This is a genomic window from Francisella salimarina, assembly GCF_007923265.1.
GTDB lineage: Bacteria > Pseudomonadota > Gammaproteobacteria > Francisellales > Francisellaceae > Francisella > Francisella salimarina.
In genome coordinates this window covers 375,862-401,663 of the sequence record NZ_VOJA01000004.1, presented here as the reverse complement: position 1 = coordinate 401,663, position 25,802 = coordinate 375,862, and the positions used below count along the sequence as shown (strand labels likewise).

Sequence of the window (25,802 nt, the reverse complement as noted above, 5' to 3'; positions counted from 1 at the left end):
CTATTATTTTATAATGAGTAATATTGAGTTTAGGAATGTTTCCTTTTATAGAGATGAGCGCTGTATTTATGATGATATTTCATTCTTAATACCATCTAACAAAATAACTACAATCTTAGGGCCATCCGGAGCTGGGAAAACAACTATCTTACAACTCATTGCAGGGCTAATAAAACCTGATTCAGGTAATATCTATATTGATAATTCTATTATCAGCAAAAGCACACGAGAGAAACAATTAGCCAAACTACGCAAGAAAATGGGGTTTCTCTTTCAATCAGGGGCTCTTTTTACACACCTAAGTGTCTATGATAATATTGCTTTTCCACTACGAAAAAATACAAACCTTAGTGAAGAATTAATTCATAATATCGTTTTATTAAAACTTCAAGCTGTTAGGCTAGCACACACAGTTGATATGATGCCAAGTGAACTATCTGGAGGAATGGCTCGTAGAGTCGCGCTTGCAAGATCGATAGCTATGGATCCTGACATCATGATGTATGATGAGCCATTCACAGGCCAGGACCCAGCCTCTTTTAACAAATTATTAGAACTTATTTCTACACTAAATGAATCATTAGGAATGACTTCTTTAATCGTCTCTCATGATATACAAGAGTCATTAAGTATCTCTGATCATATTATTATAGTAGGTAACAAAAAAGTCATAGCTAGCGATACGCCTGAAAATATAAAAAATAGTAAAGATAAGCAAATACAAGACTTCTTGGCTGGTAGACCTCTAGAAAATAGAGATAAAAAATCAGTAGATAAAAACTTCTTTTACAATGAGATTTTAAGGTGAACCATGTTAGCTTTTAGTAATATATATAAACTTACAATCTCTCTATCGTATAACTTGTTAAGATCTGTTGATCTTATATTAAGAATAATTTTCAGTAAACTAAACATAAGAGATTGCATAACACAGATAAAAGCTGTTGGTGTAAACTCTATTATTATTATAGTTACATCTGGAATTTTTATAGGACTAGTATTAAGTCTACAAGGCTATTATACACTATCAAAATTTGGAGCTCACTCACTACTAGGTGTAATGGTTGCTTTAAGTGTTCTAAGAGAACTTGGTCCTGTAGTTACTGCTATGCTTTTTGCTGGACGAGCTTGTAGCTCGATCACATCTGAAATTGGATTAATGAAAGCAACAGATCAAATCAATAGCTTAAAAGTTATGAATGTTAATCCTATTAGCTTTATACTATCCACAAGATTCTGGGCATGTGTAATTAGCGGACCAATCTTAGCACTTATCTTTGCAACTGTTGCAATACTTGCTGGGTTCGTACTTGCAGAGGCTGGATTAGGAATCAGTTATGGGGAATTCTGGAGCAATATCCAATCATCTGTCACAATTTCAGATATTACAAATGGTATTATCAAGAGCCTTGTTTTTGCATTTATAACTGCATGGATAGCGCTATACCAAGGCTACTACTGTATCGCTGACTCAAATGGTATTGCTAAAGCTACTACAAAAACTGTTGTATACTGCTGTATGAGTGTCTTAGGTGCAGATCTAATTTTAACATCGATTATGTTTGGAGGAATTTAATGAGGAACAAACATTTTGAAACCTCTGTAGGAATTTTTATTATCATAGGTGTTTTATGCCTTGTATTTTTAACATTTAAGGTAAGTGGAACATCTTTTAAATCATTTGGATCAAACGAATACTCAATTGAAGCAGATTTTAAAAATGTAGGATCCCTACGCACAAATGCCTCTGTAAAAATTGCTGGTGTAGAAGTAGGTAGAGTTACAAAAATTTCATTAGAAAAAACTTATAACGGCTTTATGGCTGCAGTCACTATCACAATAAATAGCGATAAGAAAATTCCTGCCAACTACTCTGCTGCAGTAGCAATGTCAGGCATTTTAGGAGATAACTATGTTGCACTAACTCCACCTAGTGAAGATATAATGTCTATAGCAGGTATTGGTGATACCGAAAGTAACTCTGAGCAAGATAAGTACTTACATCAAGGCAGTGTAATAGAGCTTGAAAACACGCAATCTGCTTTAGATCTAGGATCATTAATAAACACCTTCGTAGCAGGAAAGGATGACGATAAAGGCAAGTGATAAGATTTGCTACTTTAAAATATATTATTTTTGTATTAAAATCTATGCTGGTAAATTAAATCTAGGAAAACTGACTATGCTACGTAAAATTTCAATCTTATTTATGATTATGGTGTTAACTATATCAAGTGCTTGGGCTATAGAGAACCCAGTTGATATGCTCAACAGAACTATAGTAAAAACTCAAGATAAGCTAATCAAGAATGCTGAAGAGTACAAGCAAGATCCTTATAAATTGTTACGTCTTGTCGATGCAGAAATTATTCCAATAGTTGCACCCAAAGTAATTGCTCAGCTTGTAGTTGGCACACCAAAATGGAAACAAGCAACTCCAGAGGAACAAAAACAATTTATACGTTCAGCAACAGAGATGTTAGCATTTATGTATGCCAAAAATGTGGCATACGCAGGCAAATACAAGTTAACTCTATTCCCGTTCAACAAGGATGACAATAGTTGGGAGAAAAAACCAATAGTTGTAGTAAATGGTAAAATTACTAACATTGATAACAATCAAAGCTCTGACTTTGCAGTGAAAATGTTCCAAAAAGATAATCAATGGCATATATATGACTTTGATGTTGCAGGTGTAAGTATTCTAAGAACATACCAACAACAATTTGCAGCCTATAAAACTGTTCCAGAAATGACAGAAGCCGCTAAAAAAGTTACTCAAAAAATTAAAGAAAAGACATATCCAAAACTTTTGGACAAGAACTATAATCTTCAAAGTATAGAATGATAGCAATAAATAATAATAAATGGATTATAGAATCAGAATTGACTCTAAAAACAGTTTCACAACTCTATAAGACATACAAAAAGGATCTAACTAAGCTAGACATTATATGGATTATCGATTTTTCACCATGTACAAAAATTGATAGTTCCGGTTTATCACTCATAATTGAATATATAAAATATGCCAAAAGAAATAGTATACAACTAAAGCTAGAAAACATTGATCAGAAAACATTTTCTCTAGCTAAAGTTCACGGCGCAGATACTATACTAGAAGAGTACTTAATTTAGTAATATTGGGAGAAAATATGACAAAAGAACAACTTAAAGACATTTTAGAAAACTCACTAACAAACTGTAACGCTGACATCCAAAGCGATGACAATGTACATTTCTCAGCGACTATAATTGCCGATGATTTTAACGATATGAAAAGTAAAGTTAAAAGACAGCAGTTAGTTTATTCTAAAATAAATGAATATATTCTTTCTGGCGAGCTTCATGCCATTGCAATGAAAACTATTGCTACAGATGAAGCTAAGTAATATTTATTACACCCGCTCTTAAAAACTTAAGTCAAAGCCAATATTCCTCTATACTTAAATCCTAATAATATTACTATACTAAAAGATTAATGACAGACCATTATAAAGAGAGCAATGAACTTATCGTTTTAGCAGCACCAATTTCAAATTATTATAAAAAATTTAAAAAATAAATAATTAGCTTTCAGATAGAATATGCCAAGAAGATTTTAGCTAGTAAAGATGATGTTATCATACTTACTAATAAGTCTAATATGTCTACATATAGCGAGTCATTAGGTAAAAATCGAGTATTAGATTTCCCAATGCATGATATATGGATGCGAGACTTTACGATAACAAACCCTCATAAACCTATCATGTTTAGATACACTGCTGCTGGACAGGGAGTATCGAAAAATGCACAAAAGCTTGCTGACAATACTCAATATCAATTTCTTAAATTAGCAAACAAATCTAAACTTTCCTTTATCAAAACCGATCTACTAAATGATGGCGGAAATCTAGTTGATAACTATTATGGTGATGCCATTCTTAGTAAGAAATTTCTTGTTGATAATAAATTAAATATTTTACAAGCAACGAAGAAACTCTTAGCTCTTGGTTTTGATAGAGTCGCATTTATATAGCCTGATGAGCCATATGGCTTACAACATTCTGATGGAATAGTAAGTTTTATCAATAAAGATAACGTTATAATTAATACTTATCAAGATAGGAGATACACAACCAAACTAAAATCTGATATATCTAATGCTTTACCTAATGTTAATATCTCAGAGATAGTTACTTCACATTGTGAATCTACTACTTACGACAAAAATTTTGGATCAGCGTTTGGGCTATATGTAAATATGCTAGTCACTAATAATAACATATATCTTCCACAGTATGATATAAACACCGACATGGTAGCTATAAGCCAGATGGAGAAGATTACTACAAAAAATATAATCCCTATTAACTGCACTGAAATTTCTAAGCTTGGAGGATCAGTTAGATGTATGTCTCTGCAGTTAAAAGGCGAGAATAGAGATAAACTTATGACATTAGCAGAAAAATCTCTATGACTGTAAAGAATTAACCTTGCTCTGCAAGAGTTTGTATAGTCGAAGCTGGTGAATCTGCATCGCCTGGCAGATCTGCCTTAGCATCATTAATTTTAGTTTGAAGCTTTTCAGACTCTGTTTCGATAGTGTCATCTTTATCAACATTAGCCAAATCAAGAGCACTACTATCAGTTGAGTAACTTTGATCGAAGGCCTCTTGAACTTGAGTAGCTTTATTAACCGTACCAATATTACTTTTGAATATAACTGGTGGCTCTGAAGACTTAGTCGCAGCAGAACCTGTGCTAGCAATCTTACCTTCTACATTCTCACTATCCATTCCTAGTACACCTAATACAGCCATATCAGTCTGAAGTGCCGCATCGTCTTTACGTAAATCTTGCTTAAGAACCTTAGCTATGCCATAGTCATAACTTTGTAAATAAGCATTCCTCATTGCTATATATGGATCTACAGATACTTCTTTCAAATTCGAATAAGAAGGTAAGTATGATACACCTTGGTTTACATAATATGTACCAGTCGTACCAACACTTACACCCCAAGAAATAGCTGGTGCAACAGGGGCAAAGAAGAATATATATGTTAATGGGTTAAATAGTGCATCAACACCTGTTGTAACATCCTCTAATGTACCTGGACCAATCAGAGGCCACACTACATAAGGAGATGCTTCATTATCATCATACACACCCCATTTATGTAAAGTAACAGCGAAGCTTTGATGATATCTCATTGGCTTATCAAACCAGCTATCAGCAACATCAAAATAACCAGCTAAACCTAAAGTAGTATTTGTCAAAAATCTCACACTATCATCACCTGCATAATCTATTTCACCTTGGAATAAATCATTCACGATTCTTGCTGGCTCTGCTAAGTTTTGGAATATATTGAATATACCACTCTTGAATGAATCTGGAACAACAGTATCATACGCATTTGCTGCTGGAGTCAAAGTATCGTAAGCTTTGTCATTAAAAGCATACATAGATCTGTTATAGCTCTCAAAAGGATCTCTATTATCTTTAGTTGCTTTCATACTAGAACAACTACCTAAAGTTACTCCAATAACAGATAGCATTAAAATATTTTTAACATTAAATTTCATTAAAATTAGTCTCTTATTTCAGGTTGGCAAAAATATACAGAGCCTATTATAGTAAATTAACACCAAAAACTCTAATAAAAATTTTCTTAGATATTATATCTTTGGTATTATTTAAAAAATATATACATAATAAAAGAATATTAACTATGAGTAATATTGATAGTAATGAAGTTGATAAATTTTCTCGTTTAGCTAGTGATTGGTGGAATCCAAAAGGTGAACTAAAAACTCTACACCAGGTGAATCCCCTAAGATTAGAGTTTATAAAAAAATTTACTAATCTGAGTAATGAAAAAATAATTGATGTTGGTTGTGGCGGAGGAATTCTAACTGAATCTTTGAAGAATCAGACAAATAATGTTTGTGGATTAGATGCTTCCTCACAAGCTATTAATGTGGCTAAAGAGCATGCAAAACTAAATAATCTTGAAATAGAATATATAAGTTCCACTATTGAAGATTTTATTACCAATAATGATACTCAATTTGATGTTATAACTTGTATGGAAATGTTAGAACATGTCCCAGATCCTGAAAGCATTATTGCCTCTATTTCAAAGCTTATCAAAAAAGATGGTCTATTTTTTGCATCAACACTAAATAGAAATATTAAGTCTTATCTATTATCTATAGTTGCTGCTGAACACATCTTAAAAATGGTACCTCAGGGAACACACCAATACGCTAAATTTATTAAACCTTATGAGCTTATAAAAACAGCTGAAAAATATGGTTTTAGTGCTCTGGAAATAATCGGCGTACACTACAATCCTATAACTGACAGTTTTAAACTTGGTAAAGGTACTGATGTTAATTATATTGTCGCATTCAAAAAGGTATAAATATGCAGTATAACTATTTTAACTATCCTAATGAGAAACTGCCTCCATATGGGTCTGTGATGTACTTTGCATATCGTAAATTGGATACTGATAAACAACAAATACTTTATTTACTAGATCAGATAAAGTCTCAAATTATTTCATGCACAGAGCTATATAACAATTTAGAGATTGCCAATGAAAAAATGAATTGGTGGCTAAAAGAGGTAAATAACTTAAATAATGATAAAAATATTTCGTCTCCTCAACTAAAAAGATTAGCTGAAGTTTTTGATGCTAAAATTTTATACAAACATTTAGCAGATGATATAGGTACATCTATAGATAGTAGTAGCGCTACAGAGAGAGATTTTAATCAGCACATATCTAATAATTTTTTGGGTATAGAAACTTTGAAAGCTACATATCTAAATGATTTTGCAGCAATTGATGAATCTTTGATTAGACAAGTTAATATTAATAATGAAATAATAAGACATATTTTCTGTATGCCTAAACATTTTTATAATCAAATTTCTTTTGATAATAAGATTGCACCAACTATGACTAAAGATGATTTTAGAAATATAGCTAATCAATGGTTGCAACACTACAAAAAGATAAGCTTGAGCAAAAAGCTTAAGCCATTAGAGAAAGTCAATAATATTCACTATAGAATGATAAAAAAATATATTAAGAAAGTTGATAATCCCTTTAGAGAGACATTACACTTTTCTCCATTAAATTTACTATTTTACTCAATTTAAAGATAGTGCTAGATGACACCCAAATATAAACTACTCTTACTCTTTTCATACTTACTTAGCATAAATCTAGCAACTGCAATCCCATCAACCTACCCTTATACAGGGTCTACAGAACAACCAGACTTCAAGTATGATAAAAATCTAAGCCCCTATGTTAGTAACTATGGTCCACTCTATAATCAACAATATCAACCTATTAAAACAAACTCTTCTCCTTATCAAGTCAACCTTCAAGGTCAAAATAGTCCAGCAGGATTTTATACTGGTATTAGCAAAAACTTTACCTTCTAATTTTTCAGTTTACCAAATAACTCTATTGCTAAATAGCTCCATTAAAGTGTATATTCTAAATTACCTGTGTATTCTTTAAAAATAGGAAAACTTATAATGGGGACGATTAATTCGAAGAAAATGTCACTAATGAGTGCGGTACTTATAGGTGTGACATCAATGGTTGGCTCTGGATGGTTATTTAGTGCTCAACTTACAGCAAAAGCAGCAGGAAACTGGGCTTTCTTAGCTTGGGTACTAGCATCAATTATGATTATGATGGTTGGTCTATGTCTAGCTAAAGTTGTTTCTGTATTTCCAGTAAGGGGTGCTACTACAAGATCAAGCGCCCTCTCTCATAATAGCCTTTTTGCTATGCCTTTTTCATTTGCTAACTGGTTTGGTGTTGTAGTTATGATTTCTACAGAGGCTCAAGCAACTACCCAATATTTGGCCGGGCTAAAAAGTTTTAGCTGGTTGATGGACGGCGGAGTAATCTCTACTTATGGAATGATATTATCATTATTTATTCTTTTTCTTTATCTGATTATCAACTTCTACGGTGTAAAACTATTATCAAGTGTTAACAATGGTATAACCATATTTAAGATGACAGTACCTGCAATTATAGTTTTTATATTTATCATCTACGCATTTACACATAGTGGCGAACATCATAGCTTACTATCCCCAGAAATACCTAATAATAATTTCACAGCCTACAATGCTCTTACTGCAATTGTCGCTGGTGGACTTGTATATACATTTAATGGCTTCCAAATAGTTGTTGCCTACAGTAGTGAAATCAAAAACCCTTCTAGAAATGTTCCTATTGCAATAATATTATCACTAACAATAGTTTTAATACTCTATATTGCTTTACAATATGCCTTTATGGAGGCTGTACCTCATAGCTATCTTATAGAAAGAGGTGGTTGGGCAGGACTAGATTTTGAGTCTCCTTTACTACAGGTTGCGACAATGATAGGACTAGGATATATTGCAGTACTGCTAATCATTGATAGTATTGTTAGTCCTTCTGCAACTGGCTACAGTTATCTTGGTGCTTCTTCTAGAATGTTATATGCAATGTCTGCTGAAGGTCAAATGCCAAGATTTTTTGCGAAAATAAATCAAAAAGTTAATATTTCGAGAAGATCACTGATTGCTAACTTTATTTTATGTGCAGTATTCTTAATGTTTGCTGATAACTGGGCTGCTTTGATGCTATTTGTCACGGGTTTCAATATTATAGGTTATATGGCGGCTCCTGTTAGTATGGGCGCTATTGCTCCTAAACTAAGAATATTCGGCCTAGTTGTATTTGTACTTTTAACTCTTCTATTAAATACTGTTGATATCCTGTCAAATATTTATCTTGGTGTAATTCTCGCTGTACTGGTTATTATATTCTGCTTTTTTGAATATAAACGTGTCGGTATCAAAACTCTAATGATACTAGTACTTCCTTTTATAATATTTATATGTGCCACAGCTCCTATTGAGAACTATATAGTTAATGCTATTGTGGGGGCTATATTCTATATTATAGTTACTGATAAGCGTTATGTTGCATATTGTAAAGAAACAGCTAATAAAGATAATATTGTTGAAGATTAAAATATCTCAATTATCTAACTAAAATCCTCATCTTACCTAGCTTGTTATAAGCGAACATTTTAGCTAAACTCTAGGTCAAATTAATATTTTGAATAGCTAAAAAATGTTAGTAGATAAGCTAATTAGTCTTAAAACAGCTATAGATGTAGTTAATGATAATAAAAACAGCTCTTTTGGTTACGCTATAAAGAATGCTAAAGGACAAGTAATAACTTGTAATCGCATGTTCTTAGAGTGCACAGGAGTGGCTAGTTTGAAAGAGCTACAGGGTCTATCAGATCAAGATATAGACCTATGGAAAGATGATGTCTATGACTATGCTATAGGAGAGAAGATATCGATTGATTCAAAATCATATTATCTTTCGACTGAATCTCTAGCAAATCAAACAAGTATTGAACCAATAACAATTCTAACAGAGAAGATTCCATTTTATGATGAAGATGGTAAAAACTATATTTTGGTCAGAATTAAGATTCTAGAAAATAATGATTTAACCAAATGTAGAATTTACACACTCAATGATGCTCCAATAATTGAGTTTAAATATTATTTTGAAACATTGAAATTCACATCTAAAGAATACCGTATTCTTAAATATCTAATTGAACACAACCTAGAATATAGCCAAATAGCAAAACTGATGAATTATACTCCTAGTTCGATAAAAGCTTGTATTTCAAAGATGTATGACAATCTTAATATATATTCTAAAGACTATAGAAAACTAAACTTTTTACGCTCATTATTAAAATATATGTTCCTACCAGAGCTAAATAAGGAAATTTCAAAAATTATAAGATTTTAATTTTAAACAAAAAAACTAGGAGATAAAAATGAATCAATCTACGCAGTCAAATAATAACCCTGTTACTAATTTTCTAAAAAAATTTATAAGCTTTGAGAATTTTATTACACCAACGATTATCGTTTTTATTTTTTGGCTTAGTATTATTGGAGTGTGTTTAAGCGGTTTAGCAGCTATATTTTCGGGTTATATTTTATCCGGTATTCTAGAGATTATTTTTGGTTCAATTTTCGCTAAAATTTTTTGTGAAATACTTATGGTACTTTTTAAGATTAACGATAGTCTCAAAGAAATTGCAAAAAACACTCGTAAATAATCTATAACGGATCTCTCAAATGCTTGTTACGCCAATAAACAAAAAGCATAAATAATGAGCAAACGAATAAAAATCCGCATAAATATAATCCTGCATAAGTTAATGAATCTATACTTACCAAATTTTTCGGCATAACAAATCCTGCTATCATGGCAACTAAGATACCTAAAATACCCATAATACATAAACTATAAAAAACTAGCTCATTGTGTATTATAGTCTTTTTTGATGTTCTTCTAAGTCGTAAAGCTGCTAAAAACATCAAGATATACATAGTCAAATATACTTCTGTATTAAGTGATATTAGCACCCAATAAAAAGAGTTCATATTATCCACCATAGTTATCGTCAATGATAATCCAATAACAATTAACCCTTGTATGTACAAAATATTACTAGGAACACCATAATTATTATTTGTAGAAAATCTCTTTGGTAAGTAGCCTCTTTCAGCAGCTTGGCGCAAACTCACAGCGGGACTTAAAGCCCAACTGATAGCCGAGCCAAATGCTCCTAAAACCAAACCAATACTAATCAAAGGCATTGCAGCTGGTAAGCCTAGCCTTTCAAAACCAATTTTAAAAGTCTCAAAAAGACCATTATATAAACTTATAGAACCAGCTGGAATTAGAAAAGCTATAGTCAAAGCTCCGAAAAACATCATTAATACAATAAATATTACAGCTAAGAAAATTGCTCTCGTAAATGTCTTCTGAGGGTCTTTTAGCATCGGAACATATACCGAACATAACTCTATCCCCAAAAAAGAAATAATAACTACCGTTAATGCAGATATGTCTTTCAGTGCTGATAGGTTAAATGATATCTGTGATACTCTAAGCTCCAGAGGATACCCTTTTACCAACCAAAAACCAAGAAATATAAAAAGTACTAAAACAGGAATTACTACTCCAAGAATCATACATATAAACGATACTATGGCAGATTCTTTGACACCAAAATGATTAATAGCCATTATTAACAAATACAAAGTTACCATAATACTAGCGATAGCTAGAGGACTGGCAAAACCAAACACCGAGCATATAGTTGATGACATAAATAGCAAACTAGCAGGAAACCAGATTACATTACTACTCCATTGTGCCCAAATTGCAAACATACCGGCATTATCACTAATTCCTTTAGAGCACCATTGGAAGATTCCATTTTGATGCTGATCAACAAAATTTGCACTAAGTTCAGCCGAAATAAATGCTACAGGTATAAGAAAAAATACAACACCAATTATAAAAAATAATGGCAAATACTCTCCAAATACAGCTAAAGAAGGCAAATTTCTCACAGAATCTACTGATATAATTATCAAACCTGTTAACATTAATAGAGATAGATTATTTTTCATCAACATTGATCTTTTATGAATTTAAGTCCTATAGTAGAAATAAATAGCAAATTAGTAAAGTCAAATATTGAGTATCTACGTAATAAAAATCCTCACTCAAAAGTAATGTTTATCGTCAAAGCTAATGCCTATGGCATAGGTATAGAAAACATCTATAAGGTAACCAAGGATCTAGTTGATGCTTACGGCATAGCTCGCATAGAAGAGTACTATGTTTTAAAGAGTTTAGACTGTACAAAAGATATAATTTTCCTAAGTGGTATATATGCAGAATGCTTTGACTTTAAAATACCTAAAAATGTTATTCCTATACTTGGTAATGAATTACTAATCAAAGACTATATAAAGTATGAAGATGATAAGTCAAAACCAATTATGCTTGATTTTGATTGTGGTATGGGAAGATTTGGTTTTTATAGAGATGACTTTATAAAACATCTTGATATGCTAAAATTTTCCGGATTTTCAAACATAATATTATTCTCACATATTCCAACAGGCTATAATGGCTATGATAGATCTAAAAAATATATTGATAAAATTCTTTCGTTAGCTGAAGAAACCAAACTTAAATATACTTTTTCTAACTCACCAGTTTCTCTTTTTGATACCGATTTTCAACAAGAGTATATTCGTTCTAGCTCGGCAGTATTAGGCTATGACCAAGAACCTAAAGAAATCAAATTTAGCTTATCTCTTAAAGCTTGTATTATCTCTATCAGAGATATCCCCAAAGGAGAATATATAAGCTATGGTAATGAATATTTCTGTAATAAAGATACTACTGTAGCTATTTTAAATATTGGCTATGCCGATGGTTTAGGTTGTGAAATTCATCATGACTCATATCTACTTATTAATGCTACTAAGTGCCCTATCCTATCAATAAATATGGATTATTTATACGTAGATATATCAGCAATTAAACATCAACTAAAAATGTTTGATATGATTGAACTATTTGGACCTAATAGCTTGAGCTTAAAACAACATGCCAATATGTACAATATAACTAAAGATGAAGCACTCACTAAGCTTAACGCTCTGAGAGTAAGAAAAATAGTACAATAAGAAAATATAAAGTCAAAGCTTTATATATTTAAGAAACATCAAATAATAAGCTTAATATTTCGCGCAATATAGATAATTCACACCAGAAAACAGCAGTAGATTTTTGATTTGAATCATTAAATTATTAGAATTCATTTATCAATTTTTAACAAGCCTTATCAAATTCTAATATACCCGCACACACGATGCTTAATATATAATTAATCACAACTCAAATAAAAAATATTTGAGCTAAATAAGTAATAACAATTACTTAATAATTATTAAATAATCTTAAAAATTATAAGGAAACTAAAAATGAATAATAAGATAAAAATCTTATCAGCATTTACCTTAACTTTAATGGGATCTTTAGCTTTTGCTAATTGCAAACTAGAAGATGTACAAAAAGGTTGGACAGGTAAAATAACTTTTAGCTGCGATAAAAATACGAATCTAGAGGAAAATCCTATCTCATTTAAATTGAGCAATGGTGTAGAAGTTGGTAGTATTTGGGGTATCGGCAATGCTAGTATGACTCAGTCAAATGGAGGAGTTATATCGATTACTTCTAAGCAATGGAGTGGTCAGCCAACTATTGTTACAGCGGGTAGTACTGCAAGCTTCAGTTTCTCTCCAAGCGCTCCTGTATTTAATGTTGAAAGCTTTTCAGTTGGTAATGGTGGTAGTGACGACCCTGTTGATCCTACAGATCCAGAGGATCCAGTCGACCCTATTGACCCAGTAGATCCGATTGATCCTCCAAGTGGAGATTATCAGAACTATGTTGCTGGTACAAAATATGAAAGTGGTACTATAGTCTCTGCTGATGGTAAATTATACAAATGTAAAGCTGGTGTCGCTGCTTGGTGTTCGAGCGCTGCTGGGTGGGCTTATGCTCCAGGCTCTGGTACTGCTTGGGAGACTGCTTGGGATTTATACGATCCTAGCAATCCTGATGAGCCGGTTGATCCTACAGATCCTGATGAGCCAACTTCTGATGAATATGTTACGACTCAAGCTAAACTTGATGCAAAAGAAGCTGAATTAACAAGTGGAACAGTTTTAAGCCAAGTGAAAGAGTCTATTAAGACAAGAGATAACAGTGTGGTTGAAGCTGTAACTGCAGGTAACCCAAATAATCCTGATAATGTTAAAAGAGTTGAAAAAATATTCACTGAAGTAGCTATAAAAGATAATGCCATTGAAACAAAATCTGCTGAAGGTGTATGGAATTATATGTTCCCAGAACGTTCGCCAGAATATACATATGAAAACTTCCTAAAGACAGTGGCTAAATTCCCAGCATTCTGTGGTACTTACATAGATGGTAGAGATTCAGATGCTATTTGTCGCAAGTCTCTAGCTACTATGTTTGCTCACTTTACTCAAGAAACAGGCGGACATACTAGTTGGTGGGATGTACCAGAATGGCGTCAAGGCTTAGTCCATGTACGTGAAATGGGATGGGATGAAAATATGCGTGGTGGTTATAATGGTGAGTGTAATCCAGATGTATGGCAAGGTCAAACTTGGCCATGTGGCAAGTTTGAAAATGGTGATTTCAAATCTTACTTCGGACGTGGTGCAAAACAGCTAAGTTATAATTATAACTATGGGCCATTCTCACAAGCTATGTTTGGTGATGTAAGAGTGTTACTGGATAATCCTGATATGGTTGCTGATACATGGTTAAATTTGGCATCTGCAGTATTCTTTTTTGTATACCCACAGCCACCAAAGCCATCTATGCTTCATGTTATCGATGGTACTTGGCAACCAAATGCTGCTGATAAAGCAAATAACCTAACACCAGGGTTTGGAGTAACTACGCAAATCATTAATGGTGGTGTAGAGTGTGGTGGTAGTGTAGAAGTTGCTCAATCTATGAATCGTATAGACTATTATGGTAACTTTATGAAATATCTTGGCTTGAATATTCCAAGCACTGAAGTTCTGGGTTGTAAAGGTATGAAGCAATTTGATGCTAATGGTGCCGGTGCTACTGAGATTTACTGGGAGCAAAACTTTGATCATTATGCTGATAACCCAGGTGGTAAATCGTTTGCCTGTAAATTAGTTGGCTATCAAACACCATACTCAGCATTTACGGAGGGTGACTATACTAAATGTGTTAAAGCTCACTTCCCAAATATTGTTATAGAAGGATAATCTTTTCTTAAATCTCAATCTCCATTGAGATTATCTTCCATTTTTCTTTTAAACTAGGAATATCAATATATTCTTCTATAGTTTTCTCAAATCCTATAGCTTCATAACATTTAATTGCTGAGCTATTAAAATCAAAAACTCTCAAGCTTATGCTTTGTAAACCAATAGATTTAGCAAATTCTAAAAGCTTTTTGATCATTAACTTGCCAAAGCCTTTTGCTCTATATTGCTCATATATTAGTAACCTACCTATAGAAGCTTTTTTGTTAGCCTGATCTAATCTAATTATTTGACAATGTCCAATTGATTTACTCTCATCATTTATAACATTAAAGAGTAAGTTTAATTTATTATCCATAGTTTGTTTTATCTGAAGGTAATCAAGAGGAAATTGATAATTAATACCACCAAACTGATATAAAAAACGAATGTCATACTCCTTCAATTCAGACAAAAGATCAGGTATATTGTTTTCTGTAAATTTTTCTAATTTAATCATATACGCCTGATTTACAAAAGTTTTTTAAGATCAATTATTTTTAAAATCACTATCAATAATGGTGGTACCATCATTAATAATCCAAATAAAAATTGATTATTAAGGCTAATACTAGAAACAAGTGATGATGAAACAGTTGTAACAGCTATCTGTATGAATCCAAATATTGCCGATGCTACGCCAATCTCTGTGTGTATATCCTTATAAGCACAAATGTAAGTAGCTGTATACTGAAAGACATTCCCACAAAAGGCTAAAGCACATAATACAACAATTACCTTAGCATCTAATCCAAAAATAAAATATGATAAAGCCAGTAATATACCACTTAATGCAGAAAAAGATCCACAATAAAGTATTACCTTATCCATATCTAGTTTACTAATCTTATTTTTAAAGATTATTAAAAATATTGCTGAGGGTATAATTACTGCTGCTGATAAAAATGAAAACTCAACAGCAGAAAATCCTAATTTTACTTGGAAGAAAAATGGTGAAAGTGTTGCAAACACAAAAACAAGCGATAACGCCAAACCACTACATATTGCGTTAAGGACAAAGACTTTATGAGATAATATTTTCTTATATGACTCTAGAAGCTTATAGCTACTTTTTGGTATAGCTTCTAGATGTAAATACTTAACAATCAAAACTGTAATCGCAAGTGCCATTATTGAATGTAAAGCAAAATTACCACGCCATCCAATAGTCTCTTGGATAATTCCTCCAGTAATCGGGGCTAGAGGTGGCGTTAATGAAACTATACTAGTGATTACAAGACTAGCTTTCGCAAGTGATTGACTATCACTGAAAACATCTTTCATAATTGCACGAAAAGATACAAAAGAACTACCCATCCCAATCCCTTGCAAAAAGCGAAAAAATAGCAACTGAGATTCACTCTGAGCTAACATACAAAGTATACTTGCAATACAAAATACAAAATAACCTGCTAGCAATGTCGGTTTGCGTCCATATTTGTCTGATAAATAACCAAACCCAAGCATAGAGCACGTCATACCAAAGAAATATATCCCGACAGTTAACTTAATATCTTTTGCAGCAGCATGAAAATAGTCAGCAATATGAGGTAATGACGGTGTAAAACTATCAGTAGCAAATTGTGACATCAAACCAAAAAGACAAATTATGAGAATAACTGTTTTATCAGATGATATTTTTTTAAAAGGATCATTAGGCATTTACTAATCCTAAATTTTTAAAAGATTGAATTCTGAAGAGATTATAGACTAAATATTAGCTTTGGAAATATTTTTTAAATGAATCTTTATATTTAACTAGTTCATCATAAGTAAGTAAAAACACACCATCACCACCATCAGCAAAGCTTAACCACGTAAAAGGAATATCAGGACACATCTCCATAAGAGCATACTGACTATTGCCTACCTCAACGATCAACACTCCCTTTTCTGTCATATACTGGTCAGCTTCAAGAATTATTCTTTTTGCTAAGTCTAACCCATCATCTCCAGCCTCTAGAGCAAGTTTAGGTTCATAATGATACTCTTGTGGCATACTATTTAAATCTTCTCTATCAACATAAGGAGGATTTGAGACAATCAAATCAAACTTTTGGTCCTGAAGACTACCAAATAAATCAGACTTAACAGCTTTTACCCTATCACCTAACTGGTGCTTTTTGATATTATGATTTGCTACAGCTAAGGCATCATCAGATATATCAACCAAAGTTATATTTGCATCTTCAAAAACATTACTACAAGCGATGCCTATACAGCCACTACCCGTACATAAGTCCAATACATTATTAACATCATCAATATCATTAATCCATGGTGAAAACTCATTACGTATAAGCTCAGCTATTGGTGAACGAGGAATAATAACTCTCTCATCAATATCAAACTCCATACCTGCAAACCAAGCTTTTTTTAGAATATATGGTAAAGGTCTGCGCTGACAAGCTCTTTGATAAACATAATTAATAATTATTTTTTTCTCTTCTTTGAGCAATCTTGAGCCTACCATATTGCTATCAATATCATGAGATACATTTATTGCACTAAGTACAAGGTGTACAGCCTCATCCCAAATAGATTCAGAACCATGACCAAAATAAACATTATTTGCTGTCATCTCCGAGATTGTCCAACGGATATAATCTCTAATTGTATGTAGACTATCTATAATATCTTGTTGTTTTTCACTTGAATACATCTATTAACCTTTCTTCCATGTGGTACCAGTTGCACTATCTTCTAATATTATTCCCTGATTCTGAAGCTCATTTCTAATCTCATCAGCTCTAGCATAATTTTTATCTTTTTTAGCTTGAGCACGCTCTGCTATAAGCTTCTCAATTTCGCTAGCGTCTACACCATCACCCTGCTTGAAGTAATCTTCTATATCAGTAAATAAAATACCCAATACATCACAAAGCTTGCGTAGTAAAAATGCATAACCACTAGCTTTATATTTATTTGTTGTTTTTAATGTATTTATCTCTTTAGCCAAGCTAAATAGAACTGCTAAAGCTTCCGGAGTATTAAAGTCATTGTCCATAGCTTTGATAAACTTCTCTTCATACTCGTTAGCATCATCAGGCAGATTTATCTCAATTGGCTCAATATCTCGAAGAGCATTAAATAGCCTTTCGACAGACGCTTTGGCATTATCAAGATTCTCTTTCGAATAGTTGATTTCACTTCTGTATACAGTAGAAGCCAAGAAATATCTTATAACTTCAGGATGATATTCTTGTAATACCTCTTTAATAGTAAAAAAATTATTCAAAGACTTTGACATCTTCTCTGCATTAACTTTTACCATGCCAGAATGTAGCCAATAATTTACATATTTACAATCATTACAAGCTTCTGATTGAGCTACTTCATTTTCATGATGTGGAAATCTAAGGTCTGAGCCACCAGCATGAATATCAAAGGTATCACCCAAAATCTTCTTTGACATTGCTGAACACTCTATATGCCAACCCGGACGACCAGCACCCCAAGGCGACTCCCAAGCAGGCTCACCCTCTTTTGCTTTTTTCCAAAGTACAAAATCCATTGGGTTTTCTTTTTCTTCAACAACGTCTACTCTTGATCCTTGCTCAAGTGCTTCTAGATTTTGCTTACTCAATTTACCATAATCAGCAAACTCAGCTACTCTATAAAACACATCTCCATTTGCACCTTGATAAGCAAAGCCTTTCTCAACGAGAGTTTCAATCATAGCTATCATTTCTGGGATCGTTTCCGTTGCTTTAGGTTCAAAAGATGGCTTAAGAATATTAAGTTTATCAAACACTTCATGCATTGCTTTAATATTTCTATCAACTAGCTCAGTAGTAGATTCAATATTTTCTTTAGCTCTTTTGATAATTTTGTCATCTATATCTGTAATATTACGCACGAATGTAACATCAAAGCCACGATACTTGAAATATCTATTAATAACATCAAAAGCTATGTATGTTCTAGCGTGACCGATATGACAATCATCATACACTGTAACCCCGCATGCATACATCTTAATTTTATTAGGCTCAATTGGCTTAAATTCTTCTTTTTTACCAGATAACGAGTTATAAAAAATCATATAGTAATTATCCATATCATAAGTCTTATATCATAAGCTATCAGTATAACTAAATTTTAGTATTTTTGGAAAAAATCTTAATAGCTGAAATTCTTATAAACTATATTTAGGTATGATGACAAATCATCAAGCTCATTCATTGCATCGCAACCACCACTATATGCTCCACATCCACTATCAAGATAAACTCTAGAAGAAGTATTACAATTGCCATTGATAGTACAAGTAAAACCATCTGGCATAGCATAAATTCTACCACTACTATCTCTAGCAATTTGATAATTTGCTCCATATATAGCCACGCGGCTTATCAGTGCTGAATTTGAGATATTTTCAACATATATATTACTATTTGTAATAATAAATAAAGCCCCATATTTGGCAATAATTTTTTGAATAGTTTGTCCGGAGAAACTATTATTTGGTAACACTAGTGATGGTGCTCCTACTCCATAATTATAGAGATATTTATAGACAGTATTATTATTGAAATAGACTATATAAAACTGTGTTGCATTTTTCTTGATAATAACTGGCTTATTGGTAACATTAGCTGTTAAAACTGATTTAGTTGAACCTACCCCATCACCTAATTTATAAGGAGCATCATAATTAAAGTCTATGATATTCTTACCTTGAAAGATTAATGGTACTGCACCGAATAATGTAAATAAACTATCCGGAACGACTGTAAAAACCTCTTTATCATTAAAATTGGTTGAGCCAGTGACAAATCTATCCGTTAGCGTAGCTGCATAAGTTTTGCTAGCTGAAGCATAAGTTGTTCGATAAACATCCATATCATAGTCACCATCTCTAAGAAACTTTTCCAGAACTAGTAACTTTGGAACATCTTCTACATTATCAAAGTACCATGTTACATTAACAATATCACCACCATCAAACTCTTCTAATCCAGAGACCTCTTTCCAGTTTGATAAAGATACTTCTGCTGTTGATGGATTGTTCTTGATATCATTGAGAGCAGCTGAAGAAGTATAGACTCTATCTAAATCATAAATAGCTAAATAAAGAGTCCATTGACCATTTTCAAGACCCCAACCTACACTGAAATGATAATAACTCAAAGCCAAAACCTCAGGGAAAGTCATAGTTAAAGTATTACCATATACATTTATCGTAAAACTACGTGAACCATTATCCAAACAAGGTCCCCTATAATCACCATGATCATGGTGAGCATCCCAAGAGTTCTCTGATACAACTATTCTATTTCCACCGTCCTCTGGCTTATGACATAAAATATACTTTATATTACCATTACCTTGCTCAACGATATAGTCATCCTTTGATCCAGTACCATCATAACCATCTATCACAGGCTTTTGTAAATATCCAATATAGCCTCCCTCAACTGGAACTGCATTTTGACTTCCAATTTTATAATTATATTCTGCTTGACTCATAGCTTCAGCATTAATATATGGTAGATTTAGAGGAATAACTGACCTGTCATATTGAGTCATAACAGAAGAACTTGGTAATGTATTATATATAAATTCTCTGGTGTATCGGTTGATCTCATTCTCAAAAAATCTATGAGTATAATTATAAGTTATTATATATGGCTCCGCTTCATATAAGTCAGCATTATTGTTATCATACAAAAATTTCAGGACCGAAGAATCAATAGTTGTCTGAAATCTATAACCATCTATTGTTTCTTCTTTATCTTGTGAAGTATCCAAGCCACCTATAATGCTGCCAAAATAGCCCTCATCCACACCTATATTTTGCTTTTGATCAAGCATAGTACTAACCGCTAAAGAATCCATCCTGTAGTTATACGCAAGTGCTGATACTACTACTAGTATTACGAAGGCAAATATTAAAGATGCTAATAGTGCAGAGCCTTTAATTTTTTTTGTCATTTTAATAACCTATAAGTTAATTATCTTACGAAATGTTTGCCCATCTAAGTCAAAAGATATCTTAATTGATGAATAATTAGAACTACTAACATCTATATCAGTAGAAACATTATTCCATGTTATATTACCATTACTAATAGTTGCTAACTCAACAGTTAAGTTATCAACACCCCTTACAAGTTCGTGAGATACCCCATTAGAATTACTATCTTTGATAAATACATATAACGAATAAATACTTTGTCCGTCATCATCTTTCTCTCCAGTATCTCTAATATACAAAATTTGTAAAGAATATTTACCGACATAGTCTCCAGGGTAATAATCACTACCCTGTGGTGCTCGAGATAAGTCAATAATACCACTTCCACTATTGATACCCGTTGCTTTGACAAGATTAATATGATTTTTATTACACAGAAACAAATAGTCTCCAGCAGATATATCTTCTACTGAAGTAGTATGTAATTCTGAACTAGAGGAGTTTATTTGTGTAAGATAAGCATGACTTTCTTCTTTCTTTATCATTATGTAATCTGTGCCACTCTTAAAGCACTCTCCAGAGCATCCATTTTCTAAAGCCTCTGATAAATGATCAGAAACTGGTAGAGGCAACTGACCTACTTGAATCATTGCTGAATTATAAAAGAAATTATCAAGAGAATCGGAAGTACTATCATAATATGTTTGATTTAAGCTACCAAAATTACAGGCAAAACCGACATCTTTAATAAAATCATATAAAAAATTTTTAACCAGTAACCCACTAGATTCTGCAGTTGTTTTATCTTTATACTCTGTATAACTATGCTTAACTCCTATATATGTATTAATCAAAGCAGAAAGTGCAATCACTGCAATCACTGTAGCAACTAATAGTTCTGTTAAAGTGAAGCCTTTTTTATTTCTTTTGTTCAAAAATGCTAGCATCTCTATCCTCTACTATAAAACACACCAAGAAGGAAGCAAATCAGAATCAAACCCAAAAGCCGTACAGTGCCATAAAATAGCCGGAGTAATATCAGCGTTAGTAAATGGTGCTACAGTTATATAAGCACCAGAACCAAGTGGTGCATCAGCTAATGGAACTGTTGTTACAATTTGAGTAGTACCTAAATTTAATAAAACTGCGGTACTTGACGACCACTTACTCGTACTAGCTGACAAATATTGATTCCTTGCCACCTCTATATCCGCTAATACCGCTGGATCATCAATCACACTTGCATTTTTCTCAATATATATTTCATTAGCACGACGCATATATGGACCCAGCTCACGATCAATAATCTCAGCAACTGTTATAGGCACATAAGCTCTCTTGATAACTTGTAATGAAAAGTTAGAATTTATTCCTATGAATTCACGTATACCACTGCCACTATCAACCCTACTAAAAGCCAAGTCTCCTGATGGACTATCATCAAAATTTCCCGCTAACATATAATTGTCTACTCTAGCCTCTAACTCATTTGCTAGTTCAACCCTTTTCTCAGTTAAAACCCCATTTGATAGTATATTTCCAACCGCATAAAAAACAGCAATAAGAACAAACACACCCAATAATGAAGCAATTAAAACTTCAAGAAAGGTGAATCCTTTACGTTTTTTAGTATTTAAGCCCTTATCGTACTTTCTCAAGATATAAATCACATCAGCATTTCTATACAGATAACTAATATAATATCATAAAAATACTTATCTATCCTTTACTAAATTTAATATTAATCTAATTTTTGGTAAATAATGCCAAAATTTAGATAACCCAAAACTTTTTGTAACGATTTATGATTTTCTAAATTATTTTGAGTTAGAAGCTTTATCCTGCCATCACAATCATCATTTAATGTACATTTGAAGCCATCTTTAATTGCAAAGATATCTTTTGATGTAGTTCTATAAAACTGAAGATTATTACCACTACTTTTTTGAATTTTGTATGAGTTTTTTACAATCCCACCCCAAAGAACCTTATAATTCAAGTTACTATTCTTTTTCACAGTTATTTTTAGTTTTACTGGTTTATCTTTATATGCAAAATAATCAAAGTCGATAAACAAAGTTTTTTTTGAGATATTTAAACTAACTCTTTTAACATTTTCAGCAATATCATCAACAGAGTATTTAACATCTGCATTTGCAAGATCTATTGAATCAACATCAACACCCTTTCCTATTAGATAAAAAACAATTTTATTATCATCAAGCGATATTTCCGCATCACAACTAAACTCTAAAAATCCCTTATAGCCACTCTGATTATCAATAAGCTGACAACTACTAGCATATACCAAATTAGAGACCAGAAAAAAAATAGATACTAATACAACATATTTTAGCTTTATCAAGTTATTCACCTATATCTCAACTGTCTCAACACGCTCATTATTAAAGTCCTCTATATAAACTTTCATCCTAGTAACTATAAACTTTAGACCGTATTTAACTATTATATTTTGGATTTTTTCTTTGGGATATCTTATTATTTTTACAACTCTAATGAGCTTAGTATTATTAGTATATAAATACTGATAATAGTGATCCCCATTATAAGCCAAAATATAATTACTATATTGATTTTTCCTAACAATTATAGGAGGGTTCTCAACAACTTTACCTAAATCAACCTCTTTTTTACTAGCTTTGAAAGAGTTATCTAAACCATAAACTATTAATTTATTTCCAATGAATAGATACAGTAAGCTTTTTGAAAGAGTTCTACTTGGGTCTAATGCCTGTACATAAATATTACTATTATTAGTTTCCTCATTCGCATTTATTATATCTTTTATCAAAACTGTATATCTACTATTAGACTCGTCATATTCAACATCTTGCACAATAATACTCATACTACCTGAACTATCTCTACGTGTAGATAAAACTACCAAACTAGGTTGCGTTTCATCTAATTGATAGTACCAACTTAATGCTGCTATATCCTTGGGTGTATTAATTATTTTACATGGCGTTGACAAATCTAAAATTGCCTTAGAAAAATTATTTGTCAGATCGCTTAGCCTAGTTTTGAATATATACAAATGCTGACTATCATATATGGCTAATAATACGTGCCAATTACCTTTACGAAGTTGCCAACCAACTTTAACATTATAATTTTCAGACAAATCTAAATTTTTCAGATTTATAATTTGGATATTATTATTAATCGATACCAACAGCCAATCATACTCTTTTTTGATGTATCCTATATAGCCTCGCTCTGAGTCACTAATCTCCTGATTTGTATTAAGTCTATAAAACTTCTGTGAACTACTCATTCTTGCAACATCAACATACGGAACATTAATTGGTATCAAAGATGAGTGATAGTCAGTCATCGAATGTTTTGGTAACTCTTTATAGATTATTTTCTTAGTTAACATTAGCTTATCTTTATAAAAAAGCTTATGCTGCATATCCATACTTATTGCCGTCGGCTCCGAATCATATAGATTTACCACAGTATTACTATTAGAGAAAATAGCTTGTCTATTACGCTGTAACGCATTTTCTATGAGATAATCGCCGAATTCAGAACTTCCTGTAGCTATAGCTCCTTTGCGAGATATTTCTTGAATATATTGCTGCTCCACCGTTGATATTATTTCTTGTGACTGGAGACTTTTTATGCTCAATAAATTGTACCTAACAATATATGCAAGGCTTGATACTGTAACTAACACCACAAAGGCAAATATCATTGCCGATAATAATGAAGATCCTGATTCTCTTATCAAACTCACTAAACGAAAATATTTCATAACAAAACTACTTTATCATAATACTGATTATCCAATTTAAATGATATTTTTAGTGCTTTAGCTCCTATTTCATTCAAGCTTGTATCTTGATATATTTCTTTCCAAGAAAGATTCTTGTTATCTGAAACAGCATAAGTTAACTTAAGATCAGAAACCCCTTCCACGATGGGATATACTGTTGCATGAGCTTGACCATTTTTAACTAACATATACAAAGAATACTTATATTCACTTGGTTTCTTAGGATCGACTGTAGCAGCTGTAAAAAAAATTTGAATATTTATCTTACCTATATAATCACCCTTGTTAAATTCATTAGCTGGCGCTGAGGCAAGTCTTATTTGTTTTGTTTCATTATTAGTGCTAGATATTTTAACAATATCTATATAGTCATTATTACAAAGTGCTAGATAATCACCATTCTGCCATTGCTGAGTTTTGTCTAAATACAAACTTAAATTTAATGGTTTTTGCGTAAGTTCTGCAGATGAGTTTTCTGTTTTAACCATCAAGTAGTCTGTACCAGAATGGAATAAAAATTTTTGGTTAGAAGAATTTTTTAACAAATTTTCTATGGTCGATAACTTTCCTAATCTAACTGAATAATTATCGTAAAAAAACTTAAATCTACGAGAGTCTTCTCCAGTTCTATTGACATAAAGTTGATGATCTGATCCATATTTACATGATAAACCTGCATTTACAATAGCATCAGAAAGCACTTTCTGCGCTGAAATAACTTTTATATTTTGCTCAATATTAAGCTTTGCTTTTTGATAACTCCTTTTTGTAGACACATATATATTGACTGCCATCGTAATCACTATGATAGAAATAGTGATACCAACCATGAGCTCAACTAGCGTAAAGCCTGAAATCAGCCGATTCCTATGAATTTGACACATATTTCATAACTTCCTTAGAAACACAAATATCAAAATTCTTATTTTTAGCGATAAATTTAATCATTTTAGGATTACTAACTCTTTTCTGAAAAAAATAATCACTACTGACTGCCTTAGTATTAAATTTACCAGTTAAAACATAAATAGCTATTTTTTTATCTAACTCCTGTATTAGTTGTGTTTTCTTTTCTGCTATTACTGAAGTGGTTATCGAGGAATTTATTACCAAAAATGATGATGACAAAACAAACAAAATCAACCCTGATGAGATTATACTCTCAACCAAAGATATTCCTTTTTGTTTGTTAGTTTTATAGAACCTAAAGTTAACCATTTAATCATTTTTTCTTAATAAAATTTCTGCCATATACTAACACAGCTATTTTTTTAAGTC

The 25,802-nt window shown here is 32.1% G+C and carries 27 protein-coding genes and 1 pseudogene; 15 read left to right on the top strand and 13 right to left on the bottom strand.

Translation table 11 applies throughout. The annotated features are described in order from the left end of the window. The first annotated feature begins 13 nt into the window (after positions 1–13). The 7 genes and pseudogenes from FQ699_RS07500 (at position 14) to FQ699_RS09810 (ending at position 4,462) form a co-directional block, all read left to right on the top strand. Positions 14–808 (top strand): ABC transporter ATP-binding protein, encoded by a 795-nt coding sequence (locus tag FQ699_RS07500; protein ID WP_146421787.1) that lies wholly within the window; start codon positions 14–16, stop codon positions 806–808. A gap of 3 nt (positions 809–811) precedes the next feature. Continuing rightward, positions 812–1,576, top strand: coding sequence for an MlaE family lipid ABC transporter permease subunit (locus tag FQ699_RS07495; protein ID WP_013922131.1), 765 nt, complete (start codon positions 812–814; stop codon positions 1,574–1,576). After that, complete coding sequence (mlaD, locus tag FQ699_RS07490) at positions 1,576–2,106, top strand: outer membrane lipid asymmetry maintenance protein MlaD (RefSeq protein ID WP_146421786.1); 531 nt, start codon at positions 1,576–1,578, stop codon at positions 2,104–2,106. The genes FQ699_RS07495 and mlaD overlap by 1 nt, the downstream gene beginning before the upstream one ends. Before the next feature lie 76 nt (positions 2,107–2,182). After that, complete coding sequence (locus FQ699_RS07485) at positions 2,183–2,848, top strand: MlaC/ttg2D family ABC transporter substrate-binding protein (RefSeq protein WP_013922129.1); 666 nt, start codon at positions 2,183–2,185, stop codon at positions 2,846–2,848. Next, positions 2,845–3,138, top strand: a complete 294-nt coding sequence (locus FQ699_RS07480) for an STAS domain-containing protein (RefSeq protein WP_146421785.1) — start codon at positions 2,845–2,847, stop codon at positions 3,136–3,138. Before FQ699_RS07485 ends, FQ699_RS07480 begins: the two co-directional genes overlap by 4 nt. Before the next feature lie 17 nt (positions 3,139–3,155). Beyond that, entirely contained in the window at positions 3,156–3,392 is a 237-nt protein-coding gene (locus FQ699_RS07475) for a BolA/IbaG family iron-sulfur metabolism protein (protein WP_013922127.1), read from the top strand. Between the two features lie 173 nt (positions 3,393–3,565). Then, positions 3,566–4,462: pseudogene (locus FQ699_RS09810) on the top strand (agmatine deiminase family protein). A 10-nt stretch (positions 4,463–4,472) separates the two neighbouring features. Here FQ699_RS09810 and FQ699_RS07460 read toward each other — a convergent pair. Next, entirely contained in the window at positions 4,473–5,573 is a 1,101-nt protein-coding gene (locus FQ699_RS07460) for an MlaA family lipoprotein (protein WP_013922125.1), read from the bottom strand. A gap of 146 nt (positions 5,574–5,719) precedes the next feature. On the opposite strand from FQ699_RS07460, the gene ubiG reads away from it, so the two are divergent. The 6 genes from ubiG (at position 5,720) to FQ699_RS07430 (ending at position 10,175) form a co-directional block, all read left to right on the top strand. Further along, entirely contained in the window at positions 5,720–6,415 is a 696-nt protein-coding gene (gene ubiG, locus FQ699_RS07455) for a bifunctional 2-polyprenyl-6-hydroxyphenol methylase/3-demethylubiquinol 3-O-methyltransferase UbiG (protein ID WP_146421782.1), read from the top strand. 2 nt (positions 6,416–6,417) lie between these two features. Beyond that, complete coding sequence (locus FQ699_RS07450) at positions 6,418–7,161, top strand: hypothetical protein (RefSeq protein ID WP_146421781.1); 744 nt, start codon at positions 6,418–6,420, stop codon at positions 7,159–7,161. A 12-nt stretch (positions 7,162–7,173) separates the two neighbouring features. Beyond that, positions 7,174–7,452 carry a hypothetical protein gene (locus FQ699_RS07445; RefSeq protein WP_146421780.1) on the top strand — a complete coding sequence of 93 codons (279 nt, stop codon included), beginning with the start codon at positions 7,174–7,176 and terminating at the stop codon, positions 7,450–7,452. A gap of 96 nt (positions 7,453–7,548) precedes the next feature. After that, entirely contained in the window at positions 7,549–9,051 is a 1,503-nt protein-coding gene (locus tag FQ699_RS07440; protein ID WP_146421779.1) for an APC family permease, read from the top strand. 103 nt (positions 9,052–9,154) lie between these two features. Next, positions 9,155–9,859: a hypothetical protein gene (locus FQ699_RS07435; RefSeq protein ID WP_146421778.1), complete on the top strand. Its 705-nt coding sequence runs from the start codon at positions 9,155–9,157 to the stop codon at positions 9,857–9,859. Between the two features lie 28 nt (positions 9,860–9,887). After that, on the top strand, positions 9,888–10,175 hold the full coding sequence (locus FQ699_RS07430; RefSeq protein ID WP_013922120.1) for a DUF4282 domain-containing protein: 288 nt from the start codon (positions 9,888–9,890) through the stop codon (positions 10,173–10,175). Between the two features lies 1 nt (position 10,176). On the opposite strand, the gene FQ699_RS07425 is transcribed toward FQ699_RS07430, so the two are convergent. Further along, positions 10,177–11,541 (bottom strand): APC family permease, encoded by a 1,365-nt coding sequence (locus tag FQ699_RS07425; RefSeq protein ID WP_146421777.1) that lies wholly within the window; start codon positions 11,539–11,541, stop codon positions 10,177–10,179. A gap of 15 nt (positions 11,542–11,556) precedes the next feature. On the opposite strand from FQ699_RS07425, the gene alr reads away from it, so the two are divergent. Together alr and FQ699_RS07415 are read left to right on the top strand one after the other, a co-directional pair. Next, complete coding sequence (alr, locus tag FQ699_RS07420) at positions 11,557–12,612, top strand: alanine racemase (RefSeq protein ID WP_146421776.1); 1,056 nt, start codon at positions 11,557–11,559, stop codon at positions 12,610–12,612. A 297-nt stretch (positions 12,613–12,909) separates the two neighbouring features. Beyond that, a complete protein-coding gene (locus tag FQ699_RS07415) occupies positions 12,910–14,763 on the top strand; it encodes a chitinase (protein WP_146421775.1) in 1,854 nt (617 codons plus the stop codon). Between the two features lie 7 nt (positions 14,764–14,770). On the opposite strand, the gene FQ699_RS07410 is transcribed toward FQ699_RS07415, so the two are convergent. The 11 genes from FQ699_RS07410 to FQ699_RS07360 all read right to left on the bottom strand — a co-directional run bounded on the left by FQ699_RS07410 (position 14,771) and on the right by FQ699_RS07360 (position 25,742). Further along, complete coding sequence (locus FQ699_RS07410; RefSeq protein ID WP_146421774.1) at positions 14,771–15,262, bottom strand: GNAT family N-acetyltransferase; 492 nt, start codon at positions 15,260–15,262, stop codon at positions 14,771–14,773. 11 nt (positions 15,263–15,273) lie between these two features. Next, the gene (locus FQ699_RS07405; protein WP_146421773.1) at positions 15,274–16,464 is read right to left on the bottom strand and encodes an MFS transporter; all 1,191 of its coding nucleotides are present in this window, start codon (positions 16,462–16,464) and stop codon (positions 15,274–15,276) included. 55 nt (positions 16,465–16,519) lie between these two features. Continuing rightward, entirely contained in the window at positions 16,520–17,464 is a 945-nt protein-coding gene (gene prmB / locus FQ699_RS07400; protein WP_146421772.1) for a 50S ribosomal protein L3 N(5)-glutamine methyltransferase, read from the bottom strand. A gap of 3 nt (positions 17,465–17,467) precedes the next feature. Continuing rightward, complete coding sequence (gene cysS, locus FQ699_RS07395) at positions 17,468–18,847, bottom strand: cysteine--tRNA ligase (protein WP_440137196.1); 1,380 nt, start codon at positions 18,845–18,847, stop codon at positions 17,468–17,470. 77 nt (positions 18,848–18,924) lie between these two features. Continuing rightward, complete coding sequence (locus FQ699_RS07390) at positions 18,925–20,739, bottom strand: hypothetical protein (protein WP_146421770.1); 1,815 nt, start codon at positions 20,737–20,739, stop codon at positions 18,925–18,927. A gap of 9 nt (positions 20,740–20,748) precedes the next feature. Next, positions 20,749–21,669 (bottom strand): PilW family protein, encoded by a 921-nt coding sequence (locus FQ699_RS07385; protein WP_146421769.1) that lies wholly within the window; start codon positions 21,667–21,669, stop codon positions 20,749–20,751. 12 nt (positions 21,670–21,681) lie between these two features. After that, positions 21,682–22,380: a PulJ/GspJ family protein gene (locus FQ699_RS07380; protein ID WP_146421768.1), complete on the bottom strand. Its 699-nt coding sequence runs from the start codon at positions 22,378–22,380 to the stop codon at positions 21,682–21,684. Positions 22,381–22,463: 83 nt separating this feature from the next. Then, the gene (locus FQ699_RS07375; RefSeq protein WP_224728122.1) at positions 22,464–23,096 is read right to left on the bottom strand and encodes a hypothetical protein; all 633 of its coding nucleotides are present in this window, start codon (positions 23,094–23,096) and stop codon (positions 22,464–22,466) included. Then, entirely contained in the window at positions 23,097–24,503 is a 1,407-nt protein-coding gene (locus tag FQ699_RS07370) for a hypothetical protein (protein WP_179951683.1), read from the bottom strand. Then, positions 24,500–25,408, bottom strand: a complete 909-nt coding sequence (locus tag FQ699_RS07365; protein WP_146421767.1) for a PilW family protein — start codon at positions 25,406–25,408, stop codon at positions 24,500–24,502. The genes FQ699_RS07370 and FQ699_RS07365 overlap by 4 nt, the downstream gene beginning before the upstream one ends. Beyond that, complete coding sequence (locus tag FQ699_RS07360) at positions 25,392–25,742, bottom strand: type II secretion system protein (protein WP_146421766.1); 351 nt, start codon at positions 25,740–25,742, stop codon at positions 25,392–25,394. Before FQ699_RS07360 ends, FQ699_RS07365 begins: the two co-directional genes overlap by 17 nt. Positions 25,743–25,802 lie beyond the last annotated feature (60 nt).